Source organism: Xanthobacter lutulentifluminis (assembly GCF_043194675.2).
Classification (GTDB): Bacteria; Pseudomonadota; Alphaproteobacteria; order Rhizobiales; family Xanthobacteraceae; genus Xanthobacter.
Genome location: NZ_CM195525.1, coordinates 3,579,251 through 3,596,880, shown reverse-complemented (window position 1 = coordinate 3,596,880; position 17,630 = coordinate 3,579,251). Strand labels below are relative to the sequence as shown.

18 protein-coding genes and 1 pseudogene are annotated in these 17,630 nt (G+C 66.1%); 13 read left to right on the top strand and 6 right to left on the bottom strand.

From position 1 onward, the window contains the following. Positions 1 to 60: 60 nt before the first annotated feature. The gene (locus V5F49_RS16575; RefSeq protein ID WP_394118533.1) at positions 61 to 255 is read left to right on the top strand and encodes a DUF736 family protein; all 195 of its coding nucleotides are present in this window, start codon (positions 61 to 63) and stop codon (positions 253 to 255) included. A 96-nt stretch (positions 256 to 351) separates the two neighbouring features. On the opposite strand, the gene V5F49_RS16570 is transcribed toward V5F49_RS16575, so the two are convergent. The 4 genes from V5F49_RS16570 to V5F49_RS16555 all read right to left on the bottom strand — a co-directional run bounded on the left by V5F49_RS16570 (position 352) and on the right by V5F49_RS16555 (position 4,273). Beyond that, on the bottom strand, positions 352 to 651 hold the full coding sequence (locus V5F49_RS16570) for a DUF736 domain-containing protein (RefSeq protein WP_394118574.1): 300 nt from the start codon (positions 649 to 651) through the stop codon (positions 352 to 354). Positions 652 to 1,125: 474 nt separating this feature from the next. Continuing rightward, complete coding sequence (locus V5F49_RS16565) at positions 1,126 to 2,154, bottom strand: tyrosine-type recombinase/integrase (RefSeq protein ID WP_394118564.1); 1,029 nt, start codon at positions 2,152 to 2,154, stop codon at positions 1,126 to 1,128. Then, complete coding sequence (locus V5F49_RS16560; protein ID WP_394118565.1) at positions 2,151 to 3,071, bottom strand: tyrosine-type recombinase/integrase; 921 nt, start codon at positions 3,069 to 3,071, stop codon at positions 2,151 to 2,153. The genes V5F49_RS16565 and V5F49_RS16560 overlap by 4 nt, the downstream gene beginning before the upstream one ends. After that, positions 3,065 to 4,273 carry a tyrosine-type recombinase/integrase gene (locus V5F49_RS16555; protein WP_394118566.1) on the bottom strand — a complete coding sequence of 403 codons (1,209 nt, stop codon included), beginning with the start codon at positions 4,271 to 4,273 and terminating at the stop codon, positions 3,065 to 3,067. The genes V5F49_RS16560 and V5F49_RS16555 overlap by 7 nt, the downstream gene beginning before the upstream one ends. 540 nt (positions 4,274 to 4,813) lie before the next feature. On the opposite strand from V5F49_RS16555, the gene V5F49_RS16550 reads away from it, so the two are divergent. From V5F49_RS16550 to V5F49_RS16495, 12 genes and pseudogenes are all read left to right on the top strand, one after another. After that, entirely contained in the window at positions 4,814 to 5,113 is a 300-nt protein-coding gene (locus V5F49_RS16550; RefSeq protein ID WP_394118574.1) for a DUF736 domain-containing protein, read from the top strand. 287 nt (positions 5,114 to 5,400) lie between these two features. Continuing rightward, positions 5,401 to 8,142, top strand: coding sequence for a cation-transporting P-type ATPase (locus V5F49_RS16545; RefSeq protein ID WP_394118480.1), 2,742 nt, complete (start codon positions 5,401 to 5,403; stop codon positions 8,140 to 8,142). A 161-nt stretch (positions 8,143 to 8,303) separates the two neighbouring features. Further along, complete coding sequence (locus tag V5F49_RS16540; protein WP_394118479.1) at positions 8,304 to 9,137, top strand: universal stress protein; 834 nt, start codon at positions 8,304 to 8,306, stop codon at positions 9,135 to 9,137. Between the two features lie 133 nt (positions 9,138 to 9,270). Next, the gene (locus V5F49_RS16535; RefSeq protein WP_394118478.1) at positions 9,271 to 12,126 is read left to right on the top strand and encodes a monovalent cation/H+ antiporter subunit A; all 2,856 of its coding nucleotides are present in this window, start codon (positions 9,271 to 9,273) and stop codon (positions 12,124 to 12,126) included. A gap of 3 nt (positions 12,127 to 12,129) precedes the next feature. After that, complete coding sequence (locus tag V5F49_RS16530; RefSeq protein ID WP_394118477.1) at positions 12,130 to 12,483, top strand: Na+/H+ antiporter subunit C; 354 nt, start codon at positions 12,130 to 12,132, stop codon at positions 12,481 to 12,483. Further along, a complete protein-coding gene (locus V5F49_RS16525; protein WP_394118476.1) occupies positions 12,480 to 14,009 on the top strand; it encodes a monovalent cation/H+ antiporter subunit D in 1,530 nt (509 codons plus the stop codon). The genes V5F49_RS16530 and V5F49_RS16525 overlap by 4 nt, the downstream gene beginning before the upstream one ends. 1 nt (position 14,010) lies before the next feature. Continuing rightward, positions 14,011 to 14,502 carry a Na+/H+ antiporter subunit E gene (locus V5F49_RS16520; RefSeq protein WP_394118475.1) on the top strand — a complete coding sequence of 164 codons (492 nt, stop codon included), beginning with the start codon at positions 14,011 to 14,013 and terminating at the stop codon, positions 14,500 to 14,502. Continuing rightward, on the top strand, positions 14,499 to 14,768 hold the full coding sequence (locus V5F49_RS16515; RefSeq protein WP_394118474.1) for a K+/H+ antiporter subunit F: 270 nt from the start codon (positions 14,499 to 14,501) through the stop codon (positions 14,766 to 14,768). Before V5F49_RS16520 ends, V5F49_RS16515 begins: the two co-directional genes overlap by 4 nt. Positions 14,769 to 14,777: 9 nt before the next feature. After that, positions 14,778 to 15,149 carry a Na+/H+ antiporter subunit G gene (locus tag V5F49_RS16510; RefSeq protein ID WP_394118473.1) on the top strand — a complete coding sequence of 124 codons (372 nt, stop codon included), beginning with the start codon at positions 14,778 to 14,780 and terminating at the stop codon, positions 15,147 to 15,149. Positions 15,150 to 15,287: 138 nt separating this feature from the next. After that, positions 15,288 to 15,950 carry a DUF502 domain-containing protein gene (locus V5F49_RS16505; protein WP_394118472.1) on the top strand — a complete coding sequence of 221 codons (663 nt, stop codon included), beginning with the start codon at positions 15,288 to 15,290 and terminating at the stop codon, positions 15,948 to 15,950. A 418-nt stretch (positions 15,951 to 16,368) separates the two neighbouring features. Further along, a pseudogene (locus tag V5F49_RS16500) lies at positions 16,369 to 16,539 on the top strand (DUF736 domain-containing protein); the annotation flags it as partial. 139 nt (positions 16,540 to 16,678) lie between these two features. After that, on the top strand, positions 16,679 to 16,990 hold the full coding sequence (locus tag V5F49_RS16495; protein WP_183856684.1) for a DUF736 domain-containing protein: 312 nt from the start codon (positions 16,679 to 16,681) through the stop codon (positions 16,988 to 16,990). A 119-nt stretch (positions 16,991 to 17,109) separates the two neighbouring features. Here V5F49_RS16495 and V5F49_RS16490 read toward each other — a convergent pair whose 3' ends face one another. Continuing rightward, a complete protein-coding gene (locus V5F49_RS16490; protein WP_394118471.1) occupies positions 17,110 to 17,394 on the bottom strand; it encodes a type II toxin-antitoxin system RelE family toxin in 285 nt (94 codons plus the stop codon). Continuing rightward, positions 17,384 to 17,629 carry a type II toxin-antitoxin system Phd/YefM family antitoxin gene (locus V5F49_RS16485; protein ID WP_183856688.1) on the bottom strand — a complete coding sequence of 82 codons (246 nt, stop codon included), beginning with the start codon at positions 17,627 to 17,629 and terminating at the stop codon, positions 17,384 to 17,386. The genes V5F49_RS16490 and V5F49_RS16485 overlap by 11 nt, the downstream gene beginning before the upstream one ends. Position 17,630: the final 1 nt, after the last annotated feature.

Genomic DNA, 17,630 nt, shown 5'->3' with positions numbered 1-17,630 from the left:
CCTCACGACCGCTATCGAGGCCGCACAGGGCGGCTTCGGCAAACAGTCAGGAGAACGACAATGGCTACCATCGGCACCTTCCAGCAGTCCGGCAACGAGTTCACCGGCGAGATCGTCACCCTCTCCCTCCAGGCCAAGAAGGTTCGCATCGTTCCTGACGGGCGTGCCAGCGGCGAAAACGCTCCCAGCCACCGGGTCTTCGTCGGCCGCATCGATTATGCGGAGAGCGGGATTATGCGGAACGCTGACCTGTGAGATCTGTGTTGGCGCCGGTTTCGGCGGGGTTCTGCTCCGCATAATTGCGAGGGTGGGCGGCGGGCGCCCCGCTGTGAGCGGAGCGCCCTTGGCCGGTCATCGTGACCAGATGAGCCTGTGCTCGCCCTTGTCGCCCTGAACGAGGGAGGCGTAGACCGGGGCGGTGAAGGACGGATCGTCGAGCTTGAGTGAGAGGTATTCGGCGCCCGTCTCGCGGGCGGTCCGGCTCCAGCCGGCTCCGAACTCGACGCCGTTGGCGGTGACGCGATAGTCGGGCGCCTTGTCGTTGTCGCGGTCGCAGGGCTTGATAGTGGCCTTGACGTTAAGGGTGAGGGTCTTGATCGTGCCAGCGAAGGCGCCGTTGTCGTCGCGGATGAAGGTGCCGATCTGAGCCATTGTCGTATCTCCTGAGAGTTGCCCGAAGCCGCCCAATGCGACCTCGATGGCGGTCGAGAGGCGCCGGACCGGACGGCTGCATCCACCGGGGTCCCCGGCGCGCTTGCGCGATGGGGTGGTTCTTAGGGCCGCAGCGTGAGCGGAGGACGGTGGCAGCCGAGCTTGTTGGCTCGCGAGGAATGACCGCTCGCGGTCAGGGGAAGAAGGTCGGCGGAGCCGTTGCAGGCCAAGGCCGGGCCGGCGCCAGACCAGCCCACAAGAGAGGCCGCCTGGGGGTTTCGCCGCATGATCGGCAGAGGACGATGCTGGCAGTCGGCGCCTCATCAGCATGCTCAGCGCCGCCGGTACGTCACCCTCCCGCCGTCACGGTCATCATGCTCCCGACCCAACGACACCAACCGTGCCCGACACGGCATGGACCATGTCGGGCACGATGCCGGTGCAGGATCAGGCCGATTGGGCGAGAGAGCCGCTTCAGGCGCGGACCCGTTCCGATCCGGCCGGGGCCTCCTCCAGGTCAGCGAGCAAGGAAGCGATCAGCGCATCCGGTGCCTTGAACCGGCCACGCCTCAGTTCTGGCGGGACGACCGCCTCGACCGCTTCCAGCTTTTCAGAAGGGTCCATGCGGAGATAGATCTCCGTCGTGCGGATATCGGCATGACCAAGCCACAGGGCGACCTTCCGGATGTCATGGGTCGCCTGCAGCATGACGACCGCGCAGCTATGCCGAAGCTGATGTGGCGAGACGTTCCGATGACGCAGCGATGCGCAGGTCTCGGCCGCCTTGCCGACATGCTTGTCGAGCACATATTCGAACCCAGCCCGAGTCATCGGCTGATCCTGGGCGTTGACGAAGAGCTCCGACACGCGCACAGCGCCCCTGACGCTCAACCATGCGCGTAGATCCCGTACGGTGTCTTTCCAGAGCGGCAGGCAGCGTTCCTTGCGGCCCTTGCCCCGGATCATCACGCTTGCGCCGTGCTGAAGCGATAGGTTTTCGGTGAGAACACCGACCAGTTCAGAGACACGCAGGCCCCCGGCAAAGCACAGGTGCATCATCGCCCGGTCGCGCACGCCCGAGCGTGTCGCGAGATCAGGGGCGTTGAGGATCGTGCGGACCTCCTCCATCGTCAGATGTCGGATGAGCTTCTGGTCGTGGCGCTTGCTCGGGATCGCATGAACCCGGCCGATCTGCTCCAAGGCGGAGGGCACCTTGTGCTCCACATAGCGCATGAACGTCTTGATGGATGCGAGCCGCAGGTTACGTGTGGAAGCGCTGTTGCCGCGTTCCTGCTCGATATGGCCAAGGAAGGCTATGATCATCGGCGCGTCGAGGTCTTCGATCGTCAGCCGTGACGGACGGGTGCCCAGCCGTTTCGCGGCGAAGTCGAACAGCATCTTGAAGCTGAACGCATATGTCTCGCAGCTCTGTAGACTGTAGCCTCTCTGGAGAGGCATGTAATCGCGCAGGAAGGCGGTGATGAGAGGGGCGATCTTCGTCATGCGACGCTCTCCCCGGCCAGCATTTCTGCAGCCGAAGCGATATCCGCCATCATTTCCGGCGTCGCCTCAAGATACCAGTAGGTGTTCCGGATATCGGCATGGCCCAGATAGGTCGACAGGGCGACGAAGTGCCGGGCGACCACACCCCGCTCGGCGCCGCATTGTTCCAGCACCCGGGTTGCGAAGGTATGACGAAGATCATGGATGCGAGGCTGCCGGCTTCGCTCGGGCGCGATCCCCGCCCGGCGCAGGATGCAACGGAAGGTATAGTTCACAGTCGTCGGGCACAGCTGCCTGTGCTGGACGGATGGGAACAACCAGTCGCTTTCGCCGGCGCGTTGGCGGCGGACCTCGAGATAGCGTTCGAGCGCCCCGATGACCGTCGCGTGCAGCGGCACGAGCCGGCTCTTGCGGAACTTGGTCTCGCGGATGTGCAGCACACCATCAGGCCCAATGTCGTCGAGCCTGAGCGCAAGGGCCTCCGAGACGCGCAATCCCGTGGCGGCGATCAGCCCGAACAGCATGACGTAGAGCTCGCGCCGCAGGGGATTGGGTTTCTGACGCCGGAGCCTGCCGGCGGCATCGAGGACGCGGGCGATCTCGTCGGGCGTGTAGATATAGGGGATCGGCCGCGCTTTCCGGCTTGGCGCGAGGTCGGCGCGCGGGATCTCATGCCGAGGATCTTCAGCATGGAGGAAGCGCGCAAACAGGATGAGGTCCGTCAGACGCCGCTCACGGGCGCCCGGCGTCCGGGCGACTGTCGCCAGCCAGGCGAGAACGGATGCCGTGCGGATATGCGCTTCGCCTCGTTCGGCGGCGAAGCGCGCGAAGGCGCGAAGATGCCGTTCGGCCTTGACCAGCTTGTAGCCGAGCGTGCGGCGCAAAGTGATGTAGCGGTTGGCATCGGCGCTCAGCATGGCAGCCTCCCGCCCCAGGGCTGCGCGATCTCCGACAGGAGGCCGATGCCAACCTTGGCATAGAGTGCCGTGACCGATGGCGAGCGGTGCCGCAGCACGGCGCCAACGCCGGCGAGGCTGACGCCGTTGCGCAGCATGGACGTCGCGGCGGAGTGGCGCAGAACGTGGGCGCCGCGATGGACACTTTTGACGCCGGCCCGGTCGAGGGCGCGGCGCACGATGCACTTCACGGCGATCCGGCTCAGCGGGCGGACAGGCGCGGTGTCCGTCAGGAACACCCGCGTCGTCGCGATCCGTAGCCGCGCCCGCTCGATATAGGCGAGGATGGCGTCCCCGATCTCCTGGGTCAGCGGCAGGCGCTCCTCACGCCGCGCCTTGCCGGCAAGGGTCACACGGCCGTTCGCCCAGTCGATCTCATCGAAGTCGAGGTTGGCGACTTCGCTGGCCCTGAGGCCCAGTCGGGCCAGGAGCAGGATGACGGCCCGATCGCGCAGGCGCTCCTCGCCGTCACAAGCGGCAAGGAGGCGGTCGATGTCAGCTTGCCCGAGGCAGCATGGCGTCGTCGCCAACTGCCAGTTCGCGAAGCTCGGAATCGCCCGTTCCCGCCCGACCGGGCACTGGCCGGTCGCCACCAGATATTTGAGGTAGGCGCGCGTGGCGACGGTGATGCCTTGCGCTCGGCCACGCCCGTGCGGCTTTGCCCGATCGAGCACGAAGTCGCGCACCGCGGCAGCTGTATACGCGGTGGGATCGGTGCCGAGCGAGGCCAACAGGTCGATAAGGATCGCCTGGTAGGTGTCTAGCGTGGAGTCCTGGATACCGCGCTGCTCCTGCATCCAGCAACGGAAGGCGCCAAGTGCCGGCCAAGTTTCCTCTAGCGACGGGTACCGCTCCGGGGGCAGGACGCTCGTTTCCTGCAGATAGGAGAGGAACAGCGCGGCGGCACCCTGAGGGGCCCGAGCTGTCTTGCTGCCCCGGAACACCAACGCCGAAGCCTTGAGACCGGAAGCGAGCGTTTCGATTTCGAAGCCGGAGGTGCGCGCCCAATCGCCCCACAGGGCGAGCAGACGCACCAGCTCTGTTATTGTCGCCGGCGAGTAATTCCTCTGGGTGAGCCAGTCCTTGAAGCCATGGACATGCGGTTGCAGCCAGTTGATCCGGACATCGACACTTCGGCGGTGTCTGCGCTTTCGTTTTGTCACCGTGTTTTCCTTCGGTCTGCTTGTTCACGCCGGGAGCGCCCGGCGCGGCGAGCAAAGCGAAGGTTTCGGCCGTATTCCATTCGACAGGCGATCTGCCTGGCCGATCCGAACGCGGCCATGGTCTGTGCCGTGTCGGGCACGGTTGGTGTCGTTGGGTCGGGAGCATGATGACCGTGACGGCGGGAGGGTGACGTACCGGCGGCGCTGAGCATGCTGATGAGGCGCCGACTGCCAGCATCGTCCTCTGCCGATCATGCGGCGAAACCCCCAGGCGGCCTCTCTTGTGGGCTGGTCTGGCGCCGGCCCGGCCTTGGCCTGCAACGGCTCCGCCGACCTTCTTCCCCTGACCGCGAGCGGTCATTCCTCGCGAGCCAACAAGCTCGGCTGCCACCGTCCTCCGCTCACGCTGCGGCCCTAAGAACCACCCCATCGCGCAAGCGCGCCGGGGACCCCGGTGGATGCAGCCGTCCGGTCCGGCGCCTCTCGACCGCCATCGAGGTCGCATTGGGCGGCTTCGGGCAACTCTCAGGAGATACGACAATGGCTCAGATCGGCACCTTCATCCGCGACGACAACGGCGCCTTCGCTGGCACGATCAAGACCCTCACCCTTAACGTCAAGGCCACTATCAAGCCCTGCGACCGCGACAACGACAAGGCGCCCGACTATCGCGTCACCGCCAACGGCGTCGAGTTCGGAGCCGGCTGGAGCCGGACCGCCCGCGAGACGGGCGCCGAATACCTCTCACTCAAGCTCGACGATCCGTCCTTCACCGCCCCGGTCTACGCCTCCCTCGTTCAGGGCGACAAGGGCGAGCACAGGCTCATCTGGTCACGATGACCGGCCAAGGGCGCTCCGCTCACAGCGGGGCGCCCGCCGCCTACAATCATCGACAGTCAATTGGTGGCACATAAAGCGCGACCTCGCAGAAAGCCGAGCGCATCGCAGGCGGCGCCAGCCCACGAAGCGGTCGGCTCCTCGGAGAACGTAGCCGAGTGTTGTCGGTTCGCATGATATAGAAGACGCTGAAGTGACTTATCAGCGGTCGCAATCGCGACGGCCCACCGACGCTTCTCGAAGGAGGGACGGTGATCCCGTCAACGGTCGTACTGACGGAGCTAGACGGCATGCACAAAACGAGCGAAGTGCTTGATGTGAATATACCGCCGGCCGCACCCGACTCAGCCTGGCACGCCGTCGCGCCCGACGCGGTTCTCGACGCGCTTCACACGAACGTCGACGGCCTCTCCGAGCGCGAAGCAACGCGTCGCCTCGATACCTATGGTCCCAACCGCCTGCCTCAGGGGCCCGCGCAAAGTGCCCTCATTCGTTTTCTGCTGCAGTTTCACAATCTCCTCATCTATGTCCTGCTCGCCGCTGCGGCGCTCGCCGCGGCGATGGGACATGGCACGGATGCTCTCGTGATCCTTGCCGTCACGCTGATTAATGCGATCATCGGCTTTGTTCAGGAAGGTCGCGCCGAGAAGGCTCTGGATGCCATCCGCGCGATGATCGGCCCGCACGCTTCGGTCGTCCGCGACGGCCTCCGTGTAACGGTTGGAGCGGACGCGGTCGTTCCTGGCGACATCCTGATGCTCGAGGCAGGCGACCGGGTGCCGGCGGATCTGCGGCTCGTCAGGGCGCGCAGCCTGAGGGTGGACGAGGCGATCCTGACCGGAGAATCCGTTCCCGTCGACAAATCCGTTCAATCCGTCAATGCCGGCGCCGCACTTGGTGACCGGTTGTCGATGGCATTCTCCGGTACCTTCGTGACCGGCGGACAGGGGATCGGCGTCGTCGTGGCAACCGGCGCCGCCACCGAACTCGGGCGGATCAGCACCATGATCGGAGCGGTGACGCAGCTGACCACGCCCCTCATCCGGCAGATGGACCGGTTCGCCCGCCAGATCACCATTGCCGTGCTCGGCATTTCCGCTCTGGTGTTCGCTTATGCGATGCTGGCCCAGGCCTACGACCTCGATGAAGCCTTCATGGTTGTGGTCGGCCTTGCGGTCGCTGCCATCCCCGAAGGCCTGCCCGCGGTGATGACGGTCACGCTCGCCGTTGGCGTCCAGCGCATGGCGCGCCGCAACGCCATCGTCAGGCGCCTGCCCGCCGTCGAGACGCTTGGCTCCGTCTCGGTGATCTGCTCCGACAAGACCGGCACGCTCACCCGCAACGAGATGACCGTGAGCATGGTGGTCACCGCCGACCGAGAGATCGAGGTCGAGGGCGCTGGCTATGCGCCCTCGGGCTGCTTCCGGACCAAGGCTGGCGCCCCCCTCGATCCCGCCAGCGATCCGATCTTGGCAGATCTGTCGCTTGCCGCCCTGCTGTGCAACGATGCTCACCTGCGTCAACACGGCGAGGACTGGCGCGTCGACGGGGACCCCATGGAAGGGGCGCTGGTCTCGCTGGCGATCAAGGCCGGGCACGAGGCGACGGCCGTCCGGGCCAGCTTCCCCCGCCTTGATGAGATCCCCTTCGATTCCCGGCATCGCTACATGGCGACGCTCCACGGCGGCACCGTGCAGCCGCCGGTGGTCGCCTATGTGAAGGGCGCGCCTGAACGCATTCTCGCCATGTGCAGCCATGTGGCGACGCGCGACGGCGAACAGCCGCTCGATCCCCGCGTCTGGCACGACCGGATCGATGCCCTCGCCGCCAGTGGCCAGCGTGTCATCGCGATTGCATGGCGCCCCCTGGAGGCTGGCACACAAGAGATTTCACCGGCCGAGGTCGCTCATCACCTCACGCTGCTCGGCCTGGTGGGGCTCATCGATCCGCCGCGACAGGAGGCGGTCGCGGCGATCGCCGAATGCAAGGCGGCGGGAATCAGCGTCAAGATGATCACCGGCGACCACGCGGCGACGGCACGCGCCATCGCACGCCAGCTCGGCCTTGGCGACCATCCGGCGTGCGTGACCGGCCAGGACCTCGATGCGATGGACGACGCCTCGTTCCGCAGGCACGCCCGGGAGGCGACCGTCTTCGCCCGCACAAATCCCGAGCATAAGCTCCGCCTTGTCGAGGCGCTCCAGCTGGACGGCTCGATCATCGCCATGACGGGCGACGGGGTAAATGACGCGCCAGCGCTGAAGCGTGCGGATGTCGGGGTCGCCATGGGCGGCAAGGGAACCGAGGCCGCCAAGGAAGCGAGCGAGATGGTGCTCGCCGACGACAATTTCGCCTCGATCGTCGCCGCCGTGCGCGAAGGGCGCACCGTCTACGACAACCTCACCAAGGTGATCGCCTGGACGCTGCCCACCAACGGCGGCGAGGCCGCCACCATCATCCTGGCGATCCTGTTCGGCCTCACGCTTCCCATCACGCCGGTGCAGATCCTCTGGGTCAACATGATCACGGCCGTCGCGCTTGGCCTGACCCTCGCTTTCGAGCCGACGGAACCCGGGGCAATGCGGCGTCCCGTGCGCCCCGCCCGGCAGCCGCTGCTCTCGGGCCGCCTCCTGTGGCGCATCCTGTTCGTGTCGGTCTTGATGGTCGCCGGAACCTTCGGCATCTTTATCTGGGCCACATCCCGCGGACTATCGGTCGAAACGGCGCGCACCATGGCGGTCAACATGCTCGTGGTGCTGGAGGTCTTCTATCTGTTCAGTGTCCGCTATGTGCACGGGGGTGCCCTCACCTGGCAGGGAGTGGTCGGCACCCCTGCCGTCCTGGCCGGTGTCGCCACCGTGATCGGGGCGCAACTCGCCTTCACCTATCTCCCGCCGATGCAGGCGATTTTCGGCAGCCGTCCCGTATCGCTTGGCGATGGCATGGCCATCGTTGCGGTCGGCGTTGCGCTGCTGGTCATCGTGGAGGTGGAGAAGCGGCTTGCTGCCGCTTGGGGTGCGCGGCACGCCTGAAAGGGAAGACTTCGCGCGCGAAGTATGGCATCTGCCGCACCGTGACGCATCCTGGGCTCCGCGTAACGTTGCGTCTCGTGTTAGAAGGACGAAGACGAGGTTTTCAGAGAGATGGCTGACAGCCTGTCCGAAGGGACGACGATCCGCAGAGGGAATCCTCAATGCTGAAAAACGTGCTGGTCCTGCTCGGCGAGAGCCCCTCCAGTGCCGTGGCAAGCGCATATGCCCGGCGGATCGTCAAGGCGCAGGACGCTGGGATCACATCTGTGTCAGGCGTTGATCTGTCCTTCATCGAAGCGCCCATGCCTGGCACCATTGGCGGTGCCGCTTATCACACGCAGATGGAAACGGGCCTCAAGGCTCAGGCCAAGAAGGCGCGCCGGCGTGTCTCGGAAATCTTTGAGAGAGAGTGTGCCGGCGATGGAATCATGCCGAAAAGCATCAGCTTCGACGGCGACCCCTTTGAACAGGTGACGGCCGCAAGCGCGACGTCCGATCTTGTTGTCACTGGCCACGATGTCACTTTTCGCGGCACACAGCGCGAGCGGAACTCCGACACCTTGAACCAATTGCTTTTCACGACCCCACGTCCGGTTCTCGTCTGCCCAGATCAGCTTCCCTCCGAAGGCACCGTCCTCATCGCGTATGACGGAAGCCTGCCGGCCATGCGCGCGCTCCAGCTCTTCGTGCTGGTCGGCGCCTGGAAAGGCCGCCGCGTGCAGGTTTCCTCCGTCGATTCGAACCTCGAGAACGCGGAACGGCTGGCCACCGAGGCGTCTGCCTACCTTCATCTCCATGGATACGAGGCCGATCCGCGCCCTATCGGCTCCGCGGAGCCCCCCGCGGAGATCATCGGCATGCTGGCCACCCATGGCGAGGTCGAGCTTCTGGTCATGGGCGCCTACGGCCATCGCGGTCTCAAGGAATTCCTCTTCGGATCGACGACGCAGAGCCTCATTGGCGCGCCGAAATCCTGTATCTTCCTGTACCATTAGCGCAGCCGCGCCGTCGGTCCTGCCCTTTGAACCATATCGGGGGCGCTCCGACCAAACAGGGTCGCCACATTCCATCGGGGCTCGCAGAGCCTCATCCACCTGACCAAAGCCAGGCGTGACGAGGCGTTCGACGGTGACACTGCTTCTTGTAATCCTCATTCCCTTTGTCGGTGCCCTGATCCCGCCGCTGGTGATCCGCTCCGGGCGGAACATCTGTGCGGCGGCGACCGGCTGCGTGACGCTGCTCGCCCTCGCCCTGCTCCTCTCCCACGCGCCGGCGGTGTTCTCGGGCGCGGCCCCCAGGGCGGGCGTTTCCTGGGTACCGTCCATGGGCCTCTCCCTGTCCGTGTTCGCGGACGGGCTGGGCTTCTTCTTCGCGGCGATGATCCTCGCCATCGGCCTGCTGGTGATCGTCTACGCGCGCTTCTATCTGTCGCGCGAGGACCCCATGGGCCGCTTCTTCGCCTACCTGCTGCTGTTCCAGGGGGCCATGGTGGGCGTGGTCCTGTCCGACAACGTCATCGCGCTGCTGGTCTTCTGGGAGCTGACGAGCCTCACCTCCTTCCTGCTCATTGGCTTCTGGACCAAGCGCGCGGAGGCCCGGCAGGGCGCCCGCATGGCGCTGGTCATCACCGGCGGCGGCGGGCTGGCGCTCATCGCCGGCCTGCTGCTGGTGGCGCAGGCGGCGGGTTCCTACCAGCTCACGGAAATCCTCGCCCGCGGCGAGATGGTGCGCGCCTCCCCGTTCTATCTGCCGGCGCTGCTGCTGGTGCTGGTGGGCGCCTTCACCAAGTCCGCCCAGTTCCCGTTCCATTTCTGGCTGCCCCACGCCATGGCGGCGCCGACGCCGGTCTCGGCCTATCTCCATTCGGCCACCATGGTGAAGGCGGGCGTGTTCCTGCTGGCGCGGCTGTGGCCGGTGCTGGCGGGCACGGAGGCCTGGTTCCTCATCGTCGCGCCGGTGGGGCTCGTCACCATGCTCATGGGCGCGGCCATCGCTTTGTTCCGGACCGACCTGAAGGGCCTGCTCGCCTATTCGACGGTGAGCCACCTCGGCCTCATGACCATGCTGCTCGGCCTCGGCACGCCCATGGCGGCGGTGGCGGCGGTGTTCCACATCATCAACCACGCCACCTTCAAGGCCGCCTTGTTCATGAGCGCCGGCATCGTCGACCACGAGGCCGGCACCCGCGACATCCGCCGCCTGGGCGGCCTCATGGCGCTCATGCCCATCACCGGGACGCTGGCGCTCCTCGCCGCCGCCTCAATGGCCGGCGTGCCCTTGTTCAACGGCTTCCTCTCCAAGGAGATGATGCTGGAGGAGGCGGCGCACACGTCCTATCTGGGCCTCGACTTCCTCTTTCCCGTTCTGGCGACGCTGGCGGCCGTCTTCTCGGTGGCCTATTCGGCCCGCTTCGCCATCGGCACCTTCCTCGGGCCGGCGCGGCACGATTATCCCCACCACCCCCACGACCCGCCGCTGGGCATGTGGCTGCCGGTGGCGGTGCTGGTGGTGCCGGTGATCGCCATCGGCCTGTTTCCCGGTCCCGTGGCCGGGCCCCTGGTGGCGTTGACCGCGGCTGCGGTGATCGGCGGGCCCGTGCCGGACTATCACCTCGCTTTGTGGCACGGCATCACGCCGGCCCTCGTCATGAGCATCGTCGCCTTTGCCGGCGGCGCGGCGCTCGTCCTCGCCTTCCGCGGCGCGGACGGCGTGCGCGCCCGCCTGCCGCGCCTCGATGCCAAGGCCATGTTCGAGGTCGCCGCCGGCGCCCTCGTGGTGGCCTGCCGGCGCAGCCTCACCGCCCTGCACAACGGCGCGCTGTCGCGCTACATGGGCGTGACGGTGGCGACGCTGGTCGTGGTCGGCGGCTACGGCTTCTTCAGCGCGACGCACGGCGCCGGCACCCGGCCGATGCTGCCGGTGACCGCGCCCGCCGCGACGGCCTTTCTCGCCCTCCTCCTGGCGAGCGGCGCGGTGCTGCTGTTCCATGGCGAGCGGCTGACGGCGCTGATCCTCACCGGCGTGGTGGGCGTGGTGGTGGCACTGGCCTTCCTGCAATTCTCCGCCCCGGATCTTGCGCTGACGCAGATCTCGGTGGACGTGGTGACCACGATCCTCATGCTGCTCGCCCTCAACCTGCTGCCCAAGACGACGCCGCCGGAGGAACGGCGGGCCGTACGCTGGCGCGACGGCGCCATCGCCGGCCTCGCCGGGCTGGGCGTCGCGAGCCTCGCCTATGCCGTGATGACGCGCAACGGCACCTCCATCGCCGATTATTATCTTGCCCAATCCAAGCCCGGAGGCGGCGGCACCAACGTGGTGAACGTGATCCTGGTGGACTTCCGCGGCTACGACACCTTTGCCGAGATCATCGTGCTCGGCATCGCTGCGCTCGCCATCTACGCCCTGCTCGATCCGACGCTGAAGGGCGCGGCGGTGCGGCGCATCAAGGCGATGCTGCCGCGGGAGGAATCACGGGATGCCCACCCGCTTCTCCTCGTGGTGGCGACGCGCGTCCTCCTGCCCCTGTCGCTGGTGGTGGGGGCCTACATCTTCCTGCGCGGGCACAACCAGCCCGGCGGCGGCTTCGTCGCCGGGCTCGTCGTCGCCATCGCGCTGATCATGCAATACATCGCCTCGGGCTACGCCTGGGCGGCGGAGCGCATGAAGGTCGACGCCCAGTCCATGATCGGCGCCGGCGTCGCCATCGCCGGGCTCGCCGGCATCGCCGCCTTCGCCTTCGGCCGGCCATTCCTCACCTCGACGTTCGGCTATCTGCACTGGCCCGTGGTGGGCACGTTCGAGGTCGCCTCCGCCATCGCCTTCGACCTCGGCGTGTTCCTCACCGTGGTGGGCGTGATGGTGCTGTCGCTGGCGCAGCTCTCCCGCGTCGCGCGGCGCATCGATCCGGCGCCGCAAAGCGCGGAGCCGATGGACGTCAAGCTCGAAGGCGCCGCGTCCGGCGTCGCCGTCAGGGAGGGCTGAGCCATGGAGCTTCTCGTCGCCGCCGCCATCGGCATCCTCACCATGGTCGGCATCTACCTGCTGCTGCGCGCCCACACCTTCCCGGTGATCCTGGGCCTGACCTTCCTGTCCTATGCGGTCAACGTGTTCCTGTTCGCCATGGGCCGGCTTACCATCGACCACCCGCCGGTGATCTCGCCCGATGCTTCGGGCTACACCGATCCCCTGCCCCAGGCGCTGGTGCTCACCGCCATCGTCATTTCCTTCGGCATGACGGCGCTGATCGTGGTGCTGGCCTTGCGGGGCTATCTGGAAACCGGCTCCGACCACAGCGCGCTCGATGCACCGCGCCGGACCGACGCGGGAGGCGAGCCATGAGCGCGCCACTCGACCATATGGAGATCCTGCCGGTCATCCTACCCGCCATAACAGCGGCCTTTCTCGTCCTTGTTCTGCGCCACCATTTGTGCGGGCAGCGCATCGTCTCCATCGTCGTCACGCTGCTTCTGGTGGGGATCACCGCCTTTCTCTTTGCTCAGGCATCGGATGGAACGGTTCGCGCCTACCGGCTGGGCGATTGGCCGGCGCCCTACGGCATCACGCTGGTGCTCGACCGGCTGTCGGCGACCCTGTTGCTGCTCACCGCCGTGCTCGCCTTATGCGTGGTGGTCTATTCCGCCGGGGGCGTGGACGGGCGGGGGCGGCACTTCCATCCCTTGTTCCAGTTCCAGCTCATGGGCATCAACGGCGCCTTCCTCACCGGCGACGTGTTCAACCTGTTCGTGTTCTTCGAGGTGATGCTGATCGCCTCCTACGGGCTCATGCTGCACGGCGGCGGCCCGGGGCGGTTGAAGGCGGGTTTCCAATATGTGGCCATGAACCTGCTCGCCTCCGTCGTCTTCCTCGTGGGCGTGGGGCTGATCTATGCTGTCACCGGCACCCTCAACATGGCCGATCTTGCCGTGAAAGTGCCGCAGGTGGCGGCGGCCGACGCTGGGCTGCTGAAGGCGGGGGCGCTGCTGCTGTTCCTCGTCTTCGCCACCAAGGCGGCGCTGGTGCCGCTGCACTGGTGGCTTCCCGCCACTTATGCCGGAACCTCGGCGCCAGCCGCCGCTTTGTTCATGATAATGACCAAGGTGGGCGCGTACGCCATCATCAGAGTCTACGGCCTTGTTTTTGGTGCAGGCGCGGGGCCGTTGGCGCTGGCGGCGGCGCCGTTCGTCATTCCTGCGGCCCTCGTGACGCTGGTGGTGGGCACCATCGGCCTTGTTGGAAGCCGCACCTTGCGCGATCTGTCCGCCTTCGCGGTCATCGCCTCCATGGGCACGCTGCTGATCGCCATCGGCCTGTTCGATGCCGCGGGGCTCTCGGCGGGGCTGTATTATCTCGTCCACTCAACGTTTGCCGGCGCGGCCCTCTTCCTCATTGCCGGGCTGGTGCAGGAGCAGCGGGGGGCTGCCAGTGACCGGCTGGTATCGGCCCCCGCCATGGCCGGCGAGACGCTGCTGGGCGGCCTGTTCTTCCTCGCGGCCATCGCCCTCGTGGGGCTGCCGCCGCTGTCCGGCTTCCTCGGCAAGGTCATGATCCTGAAGGCGGTGCAGGCGTCCGTCATCTGGCCCTGGATCTGGGCTCTCATCCTTTCGGCAAGCCTGGTCATGACCTTCGGTTTCGCGCGGGCGGGGTCGGTGCTGTTCTGGGCCAGCGGCCCGGCATCCGAGACCAAGCCGCCGCCGGCCTTACCCTTGGCTGCGGCGGTGGCGCTGCTGGCCCTCACTCTGGCCTGGACGTTGGCGGCCGGGCCCGCGACGGACTGGCTGCAGCTCACCGCGCAACAGGCCCTCGACCGCTCCGCTTACATCGGCGCGGTACTGGGGCCGGACACGCGCCCCCCGGCGGGAGACTGACATGCGCGCGCGCCTCCTCCCCCATCCCTTGCTCACCGTGCTCCTCACCCTCGTCTTCGTCTTTCTGATGAATGAGGTGACGGCGGGTGTGGTGGTTCTGGGGGTGATCCTCGGCCTCGCCATTCCCCTGCTCACCGCGCCCTTCTGGCCCGGCCGGCCCCGCCTGAAGGCGCCCCTCACCATCGCCGAATACGCGCTGCTCGTGATGTGGGACATCGTGGTCTCCAACATCGAGGTCGCGAAGCTGATCCTGTTTCGGCGCGGCGCGAGCCTGCGCACCCGCTATGTCTGCGTGCCGCTCGACCTTGAGACCCCCGAGGCCATTGCCATGCTGGCGGGCACCATCACCATGACGCCCGGCACGGTGAGCGCGGACCTTTCCGCCGACGGCAAGGCACTTCTGGTGCATTGCCTCGACGCCGGCGATCCCGAAGCAACGGTCGCCGCCATCAAGGCCCGCTACGAACGCCGGCTGAAGAGGATCTTCGAATGATCGCCTCCGCCATCATCATCGCGGGGGGGGCCGTCTGCCTCGCGATCCTACTCACGCTCTATCGCCTCGCGGCCGGCCCGGACGCCACCGACCGCGTGTTGGCGCTCGACACACTGGTGATCGAGACCATCGCGCTCATCGTGCTTGGCGGAATCGCCTATGGCACGGCCATGTATTTCGAGGCGGCGCTGCTGTTCGCCATGGTTGGGTTCGTGACCACCGTGGCCTTCTGCAAGTTCCTCCTGCGCGGCAACGTCATCGAATAGGAGACGCCCATGCATCCCCTCGTCGAGGCACTGGTCGCAGCGCTGATCCTCATCGGCGCATTCTTCCTGTTTGTGGGCGCGCTGGGCCTCGCCCGTCTGCCCGATATGATGCGTCGCCTGCACGGCCCCACCAAGGCAACGACGCTTGGCATCGGCGCGCTGCTCATCGCCTCCATGATCTATTTTGCGGCGGTGCGCGGGACACTCTCGATCCACGAGCTTCTGATCACTCTGTTCCTATTCCTCACCGCGCCGGTAAGCGCGCACATGTTGGCAAAGGCCCACATATTGCGAGCGAAGGGAGAACGTGATCGCCTCCCTCCGACCGGAACGTCCACAGGATGGGCAACCCTCGACAGCGGAAAGCAGGAGAAGAGCTGACGGGCCACCCCTTTGCAGACCGTGCAATGTGTTGACGGGCCCTGGCTGTAGAACATTCATATCTACGCCGGACCCGTGGTGGCGTTAACGGCATCCGGCCAGCGTCGGCTGGTCAAAATCTGGAGTACGCACAGAGCCATGGGACACCTCCAGTGCACAATCCTTGCGGGGCTCGTGGCGTTCCTGCCTCTCGCCATCACCATTTGGGCTGTGGGGCTGGTTCTCGATCTCCTATCCGGTGTCGGGCGCCCCATGGTAAATGCGCTGTTGGGCTGGGCCAGGGTCGTCGCGTCTGAGCTCACAGACGTGCTGACCCGTGACGCCGTCGCAGGCATTCTCGCCATCGCGGTGACGATCCTCCTCTTTTACCTTCTGGGCCTGATGACGCGAGCCATGATCGGCCAGCGTCTCGTTGCGCTCATGGATACCGTCATGAACCGCGTGCCCGTGGTCGAAAGCCTCTATCGAGCGGTGCGCAAGCTTCTCGCCTCGTTCGAGGTGAGGGATGGAGCGAGCCAGCGGGTCGTTCTGATCGAGTTTCCCTCACCGCAGATGAAGGCTGTTGGGCTGGTGACGCGTGTGTTCACCGATGCGGAGAGCGGCGCGGAGATTGCTGCCGTCTACGTGCCGACGACGCCGAATCCCACCTCCGGCTACATGGAACTCCTGCCCGTTGAGCGCCTCGTTTGGCTGGACTGGTCGGCGACCGATGCCATGCAGTTTATCGTGTCAGGCGGAACCACCGCTCCGGACACCATCAACTTCAACGGACGACCTCCTTTGACACCGCGAGCCGACTGATGTTTCGGCCGCAGTGGATCCTCGCCGCTGAGGCCCTCCTGCTCGACGAGTGGCATATTCTGCAGGACTTGGAGTAATTCCGGGTCACATTTTAAGACATCAATCCTGGGACAGGCCATGAGGCGATATTGACTGATCGCCGCTAACCACGTCCGCACGTACGCCCGGCTTGGCAGCAGGTGCCCCAGCTTGATCTTTGAGTCCTCGAATTCACCACATCCGTCGATGCACCCAGAGCAGCCATAATGATTTTCGGTCACAATAACTTGGCCAGTGACGCTAGAGGCGACTGGCTTACCCCCCAGTTATGCATAGCAGAACTCACCGAAAACGGCGGAAAACCAGCGCTCACAGGCCAGCGCTCCGCATAATCCCGTTCTCCGCATAATCGGCGTTATGTGGAGCTCCACATAACGCCGAAATCGGCGCCGCCTGGTCCAAGCAGTCCAACGAGGGCCGCAACTACCTGGGTCTCAAGCTCGACGACCCGAGCTTCACCGCTCCGATCTACGCCAACCTAGTCGAGGACGAGGACGGTCAGAGCCACAGCCTGATCTGGTCGCGACCTAACCGCCGCAACAGCGACTGACACCCTCGGCAGGACGCCTCGCACGCCGCGGGGCGTCCTCGAGACCGACCACTCAGCAGCTCGGAACGACAGCTTGACGAGCACCCCCTCATGTGAGGCCGCGATGGGCGCGGCCCGGTCAGCAGAAAGAACCACCGCAATGGCCACCATCGGCACTTTCACCGCCACCGCCAAGGGCTTCAAGGGCGCGGTCAAGACCCTGAGCCTCAACGTCAAGGCGGTCGAATTCGTCCCCGCCGAAGGCGACAACGAGAAGGGGCCGGACTTCCGCATCTTCTCCGGTGCCACCGAGTTCGGAGCGGCGTGGAAGAAGACCTCGCGCGAGGGCCGCGACTACCACTCCGTCAAGCTGGACGATCCGTCATTCCCGGCTCCGATCTATGCGAGCCTGGTCGAGACGGAGACTGAGGGTGAGTTCGCACTTATCTGGTCCCGCCGCGCCGCCGAGTGACACCGGCCGCCACAGGGGGAGCCCCGCGAAAGCGGGGCTTCGCCGTGTTCATGTCCGCCGCCGCCCGAAGGAGATACGGCGAGCCGTGCTCCCTTTGCCCTGATCGGCTGTAAAGCGTCCTAACGGCGCTTCTTCGCCGCCTCATACACCTCAGAACGCTCGCGCTTCCCCACGGCGACGACGACGACCATGACCCTTTCATCCTCGACGCGATAGACCAACCGATAACCGGCCGAGCGCAGCTTCATCTTGTATTGATCCGGCATGCCGCGCAGCGCGTCGGCCTGCACATGCGGTTGGCTCACGCGCTCCGCCAGCTTCTTCTTGAACTGCTCGCGCAGCGTCGCGCCGAGCTTGTCCCATTCCTTGCGCGCGGAGGGCAGGAATTCCAGCCTATAGGTCATCGAGGCTGACCGGCACGCCCTTCTCGTTCGCGCGCGCCTTGGCGATCTCGACGAGCACCTGATCGTCGAGCGCGTCCATCATCGCCTCATAGGTATCGGCCGGCACCATATAGGCCATGACCCGGTTGTGGTTGAGGATCGCGACCGCGCTGCCCCGCGCGCCGTCGACGATGGCAGTCGGGTTCTTCTTCAGGTCGGAAACGCTGACGGCAATTTCGGCTTCCACGCGCTGCATG

Coding starts and splice junctions, on each gene's coding strand:
- V5F49_RS16505 (WP_394118472.1), top strand. CDS start 15,288: ATGGGACACCTCCAGTGCACAATCCTTGCGGGGCTCGTGGCGTTCCTG.
- V5F49_RS16495 (WP_183856684.1), top strand. CDS start 16,679: ATGGCCACCATCGGCACTTTCACCGCCACCGCCAAGGGCTTCAAGGGC.
- V5F49_RS16575 (WP_394118533.1), top strand. CDS start 61: ATGGCTACCATCGGCACCTTCCAGCAGTCCGGCAACGAGTTCACCGGC.
- V5F49_RS16530 (WP_394118477.1), top strand. CDS start 12,130: ATGGAGCTTCTCGTCGCCGCCGCCATCGGCATCCTCACCATGGTCGGC.
- V5F49_RS16520 (WP_394118475.1), top strand. CDS start 14,011: ATGCGCGCGCGCCTCCTCCCCCATCCCTTGCTCACCGTGCTCCTCACC.
- V5F49_RS16560 (WP_394118565.1), bottom strand. CDS start 3,071: ATGCTGAGCGCCGATGCCAACCGCTACATCACTTTGCGCCGCACGCTC.
- V5F49_RS16525 (WP_394118476.1), top strand. CDS start 12,480: ATGAGCGCGCCACTCGACCATATGGAGATCCTGCCGGTCATCCTACCC.
- V5F49_RS16540 (WP_394118479.1), top strand. CDS start 8,304: ATGCTGAAAAACGTGCTGGTCCTGCTCGGCGAGAGCCCCTCCAGTGCC.
- V5F49_RS16485 (WP_183856688.1), bottom strand. CDS start 17,629: ATGCAGCGCGTGGAAGCCGAAATTGCCGTCAGCGTTTCCGACCTGAAG.
- V5F49_RS16550 (WP_394118574.1), top strand. CDS start 4,814: ATGGCTCAGATCGGCACCTTCATCCGCGACGACAACGGCGCCTTCGCT.
- V5F49_RS16545 (WP_394118480.1), top strand. CDS start 5,401: ATGCACAAAACGAGCGAAGTGCTTGATGTGAATATACCGCCGGCCGCA.
- V5F49_RS16515 (WP_394118474.1), top strand. CDS start 14,499: ATGATCGCCTCCGCCATCATCATCGCGGGGGGGGCCGTCTGCCTCGCG.
- V5F49_RS16570 (WP_394118574.1), bottom strand. CDS start 651: ATGGCTCAGATCGGCACCTTCATCCGCGACGACAACGGCGCCTTCGCT.
- V5F49_RS16510 (WP_394118473.1), top strand. CDS start 14,778: ATGCATCCCCTCGTCGAGGCACTGGTCGCAGCGCTGATCCTCATCGGC.
- V5F49_RS16490 (WP_394118471.1), bottom strand. CDS start 17,394: ATGACCTATAGGCTGGAATTCCTGCCCTCCGCGCGCAAGGAATGGGAC.
- V5F49_RS16565 (WP_394118564.1), bottom strand. CDS start 2,154: ATGACGAAGATCGCCCCTCTCATCACCGCCTTCCTGCGCGATTACATG.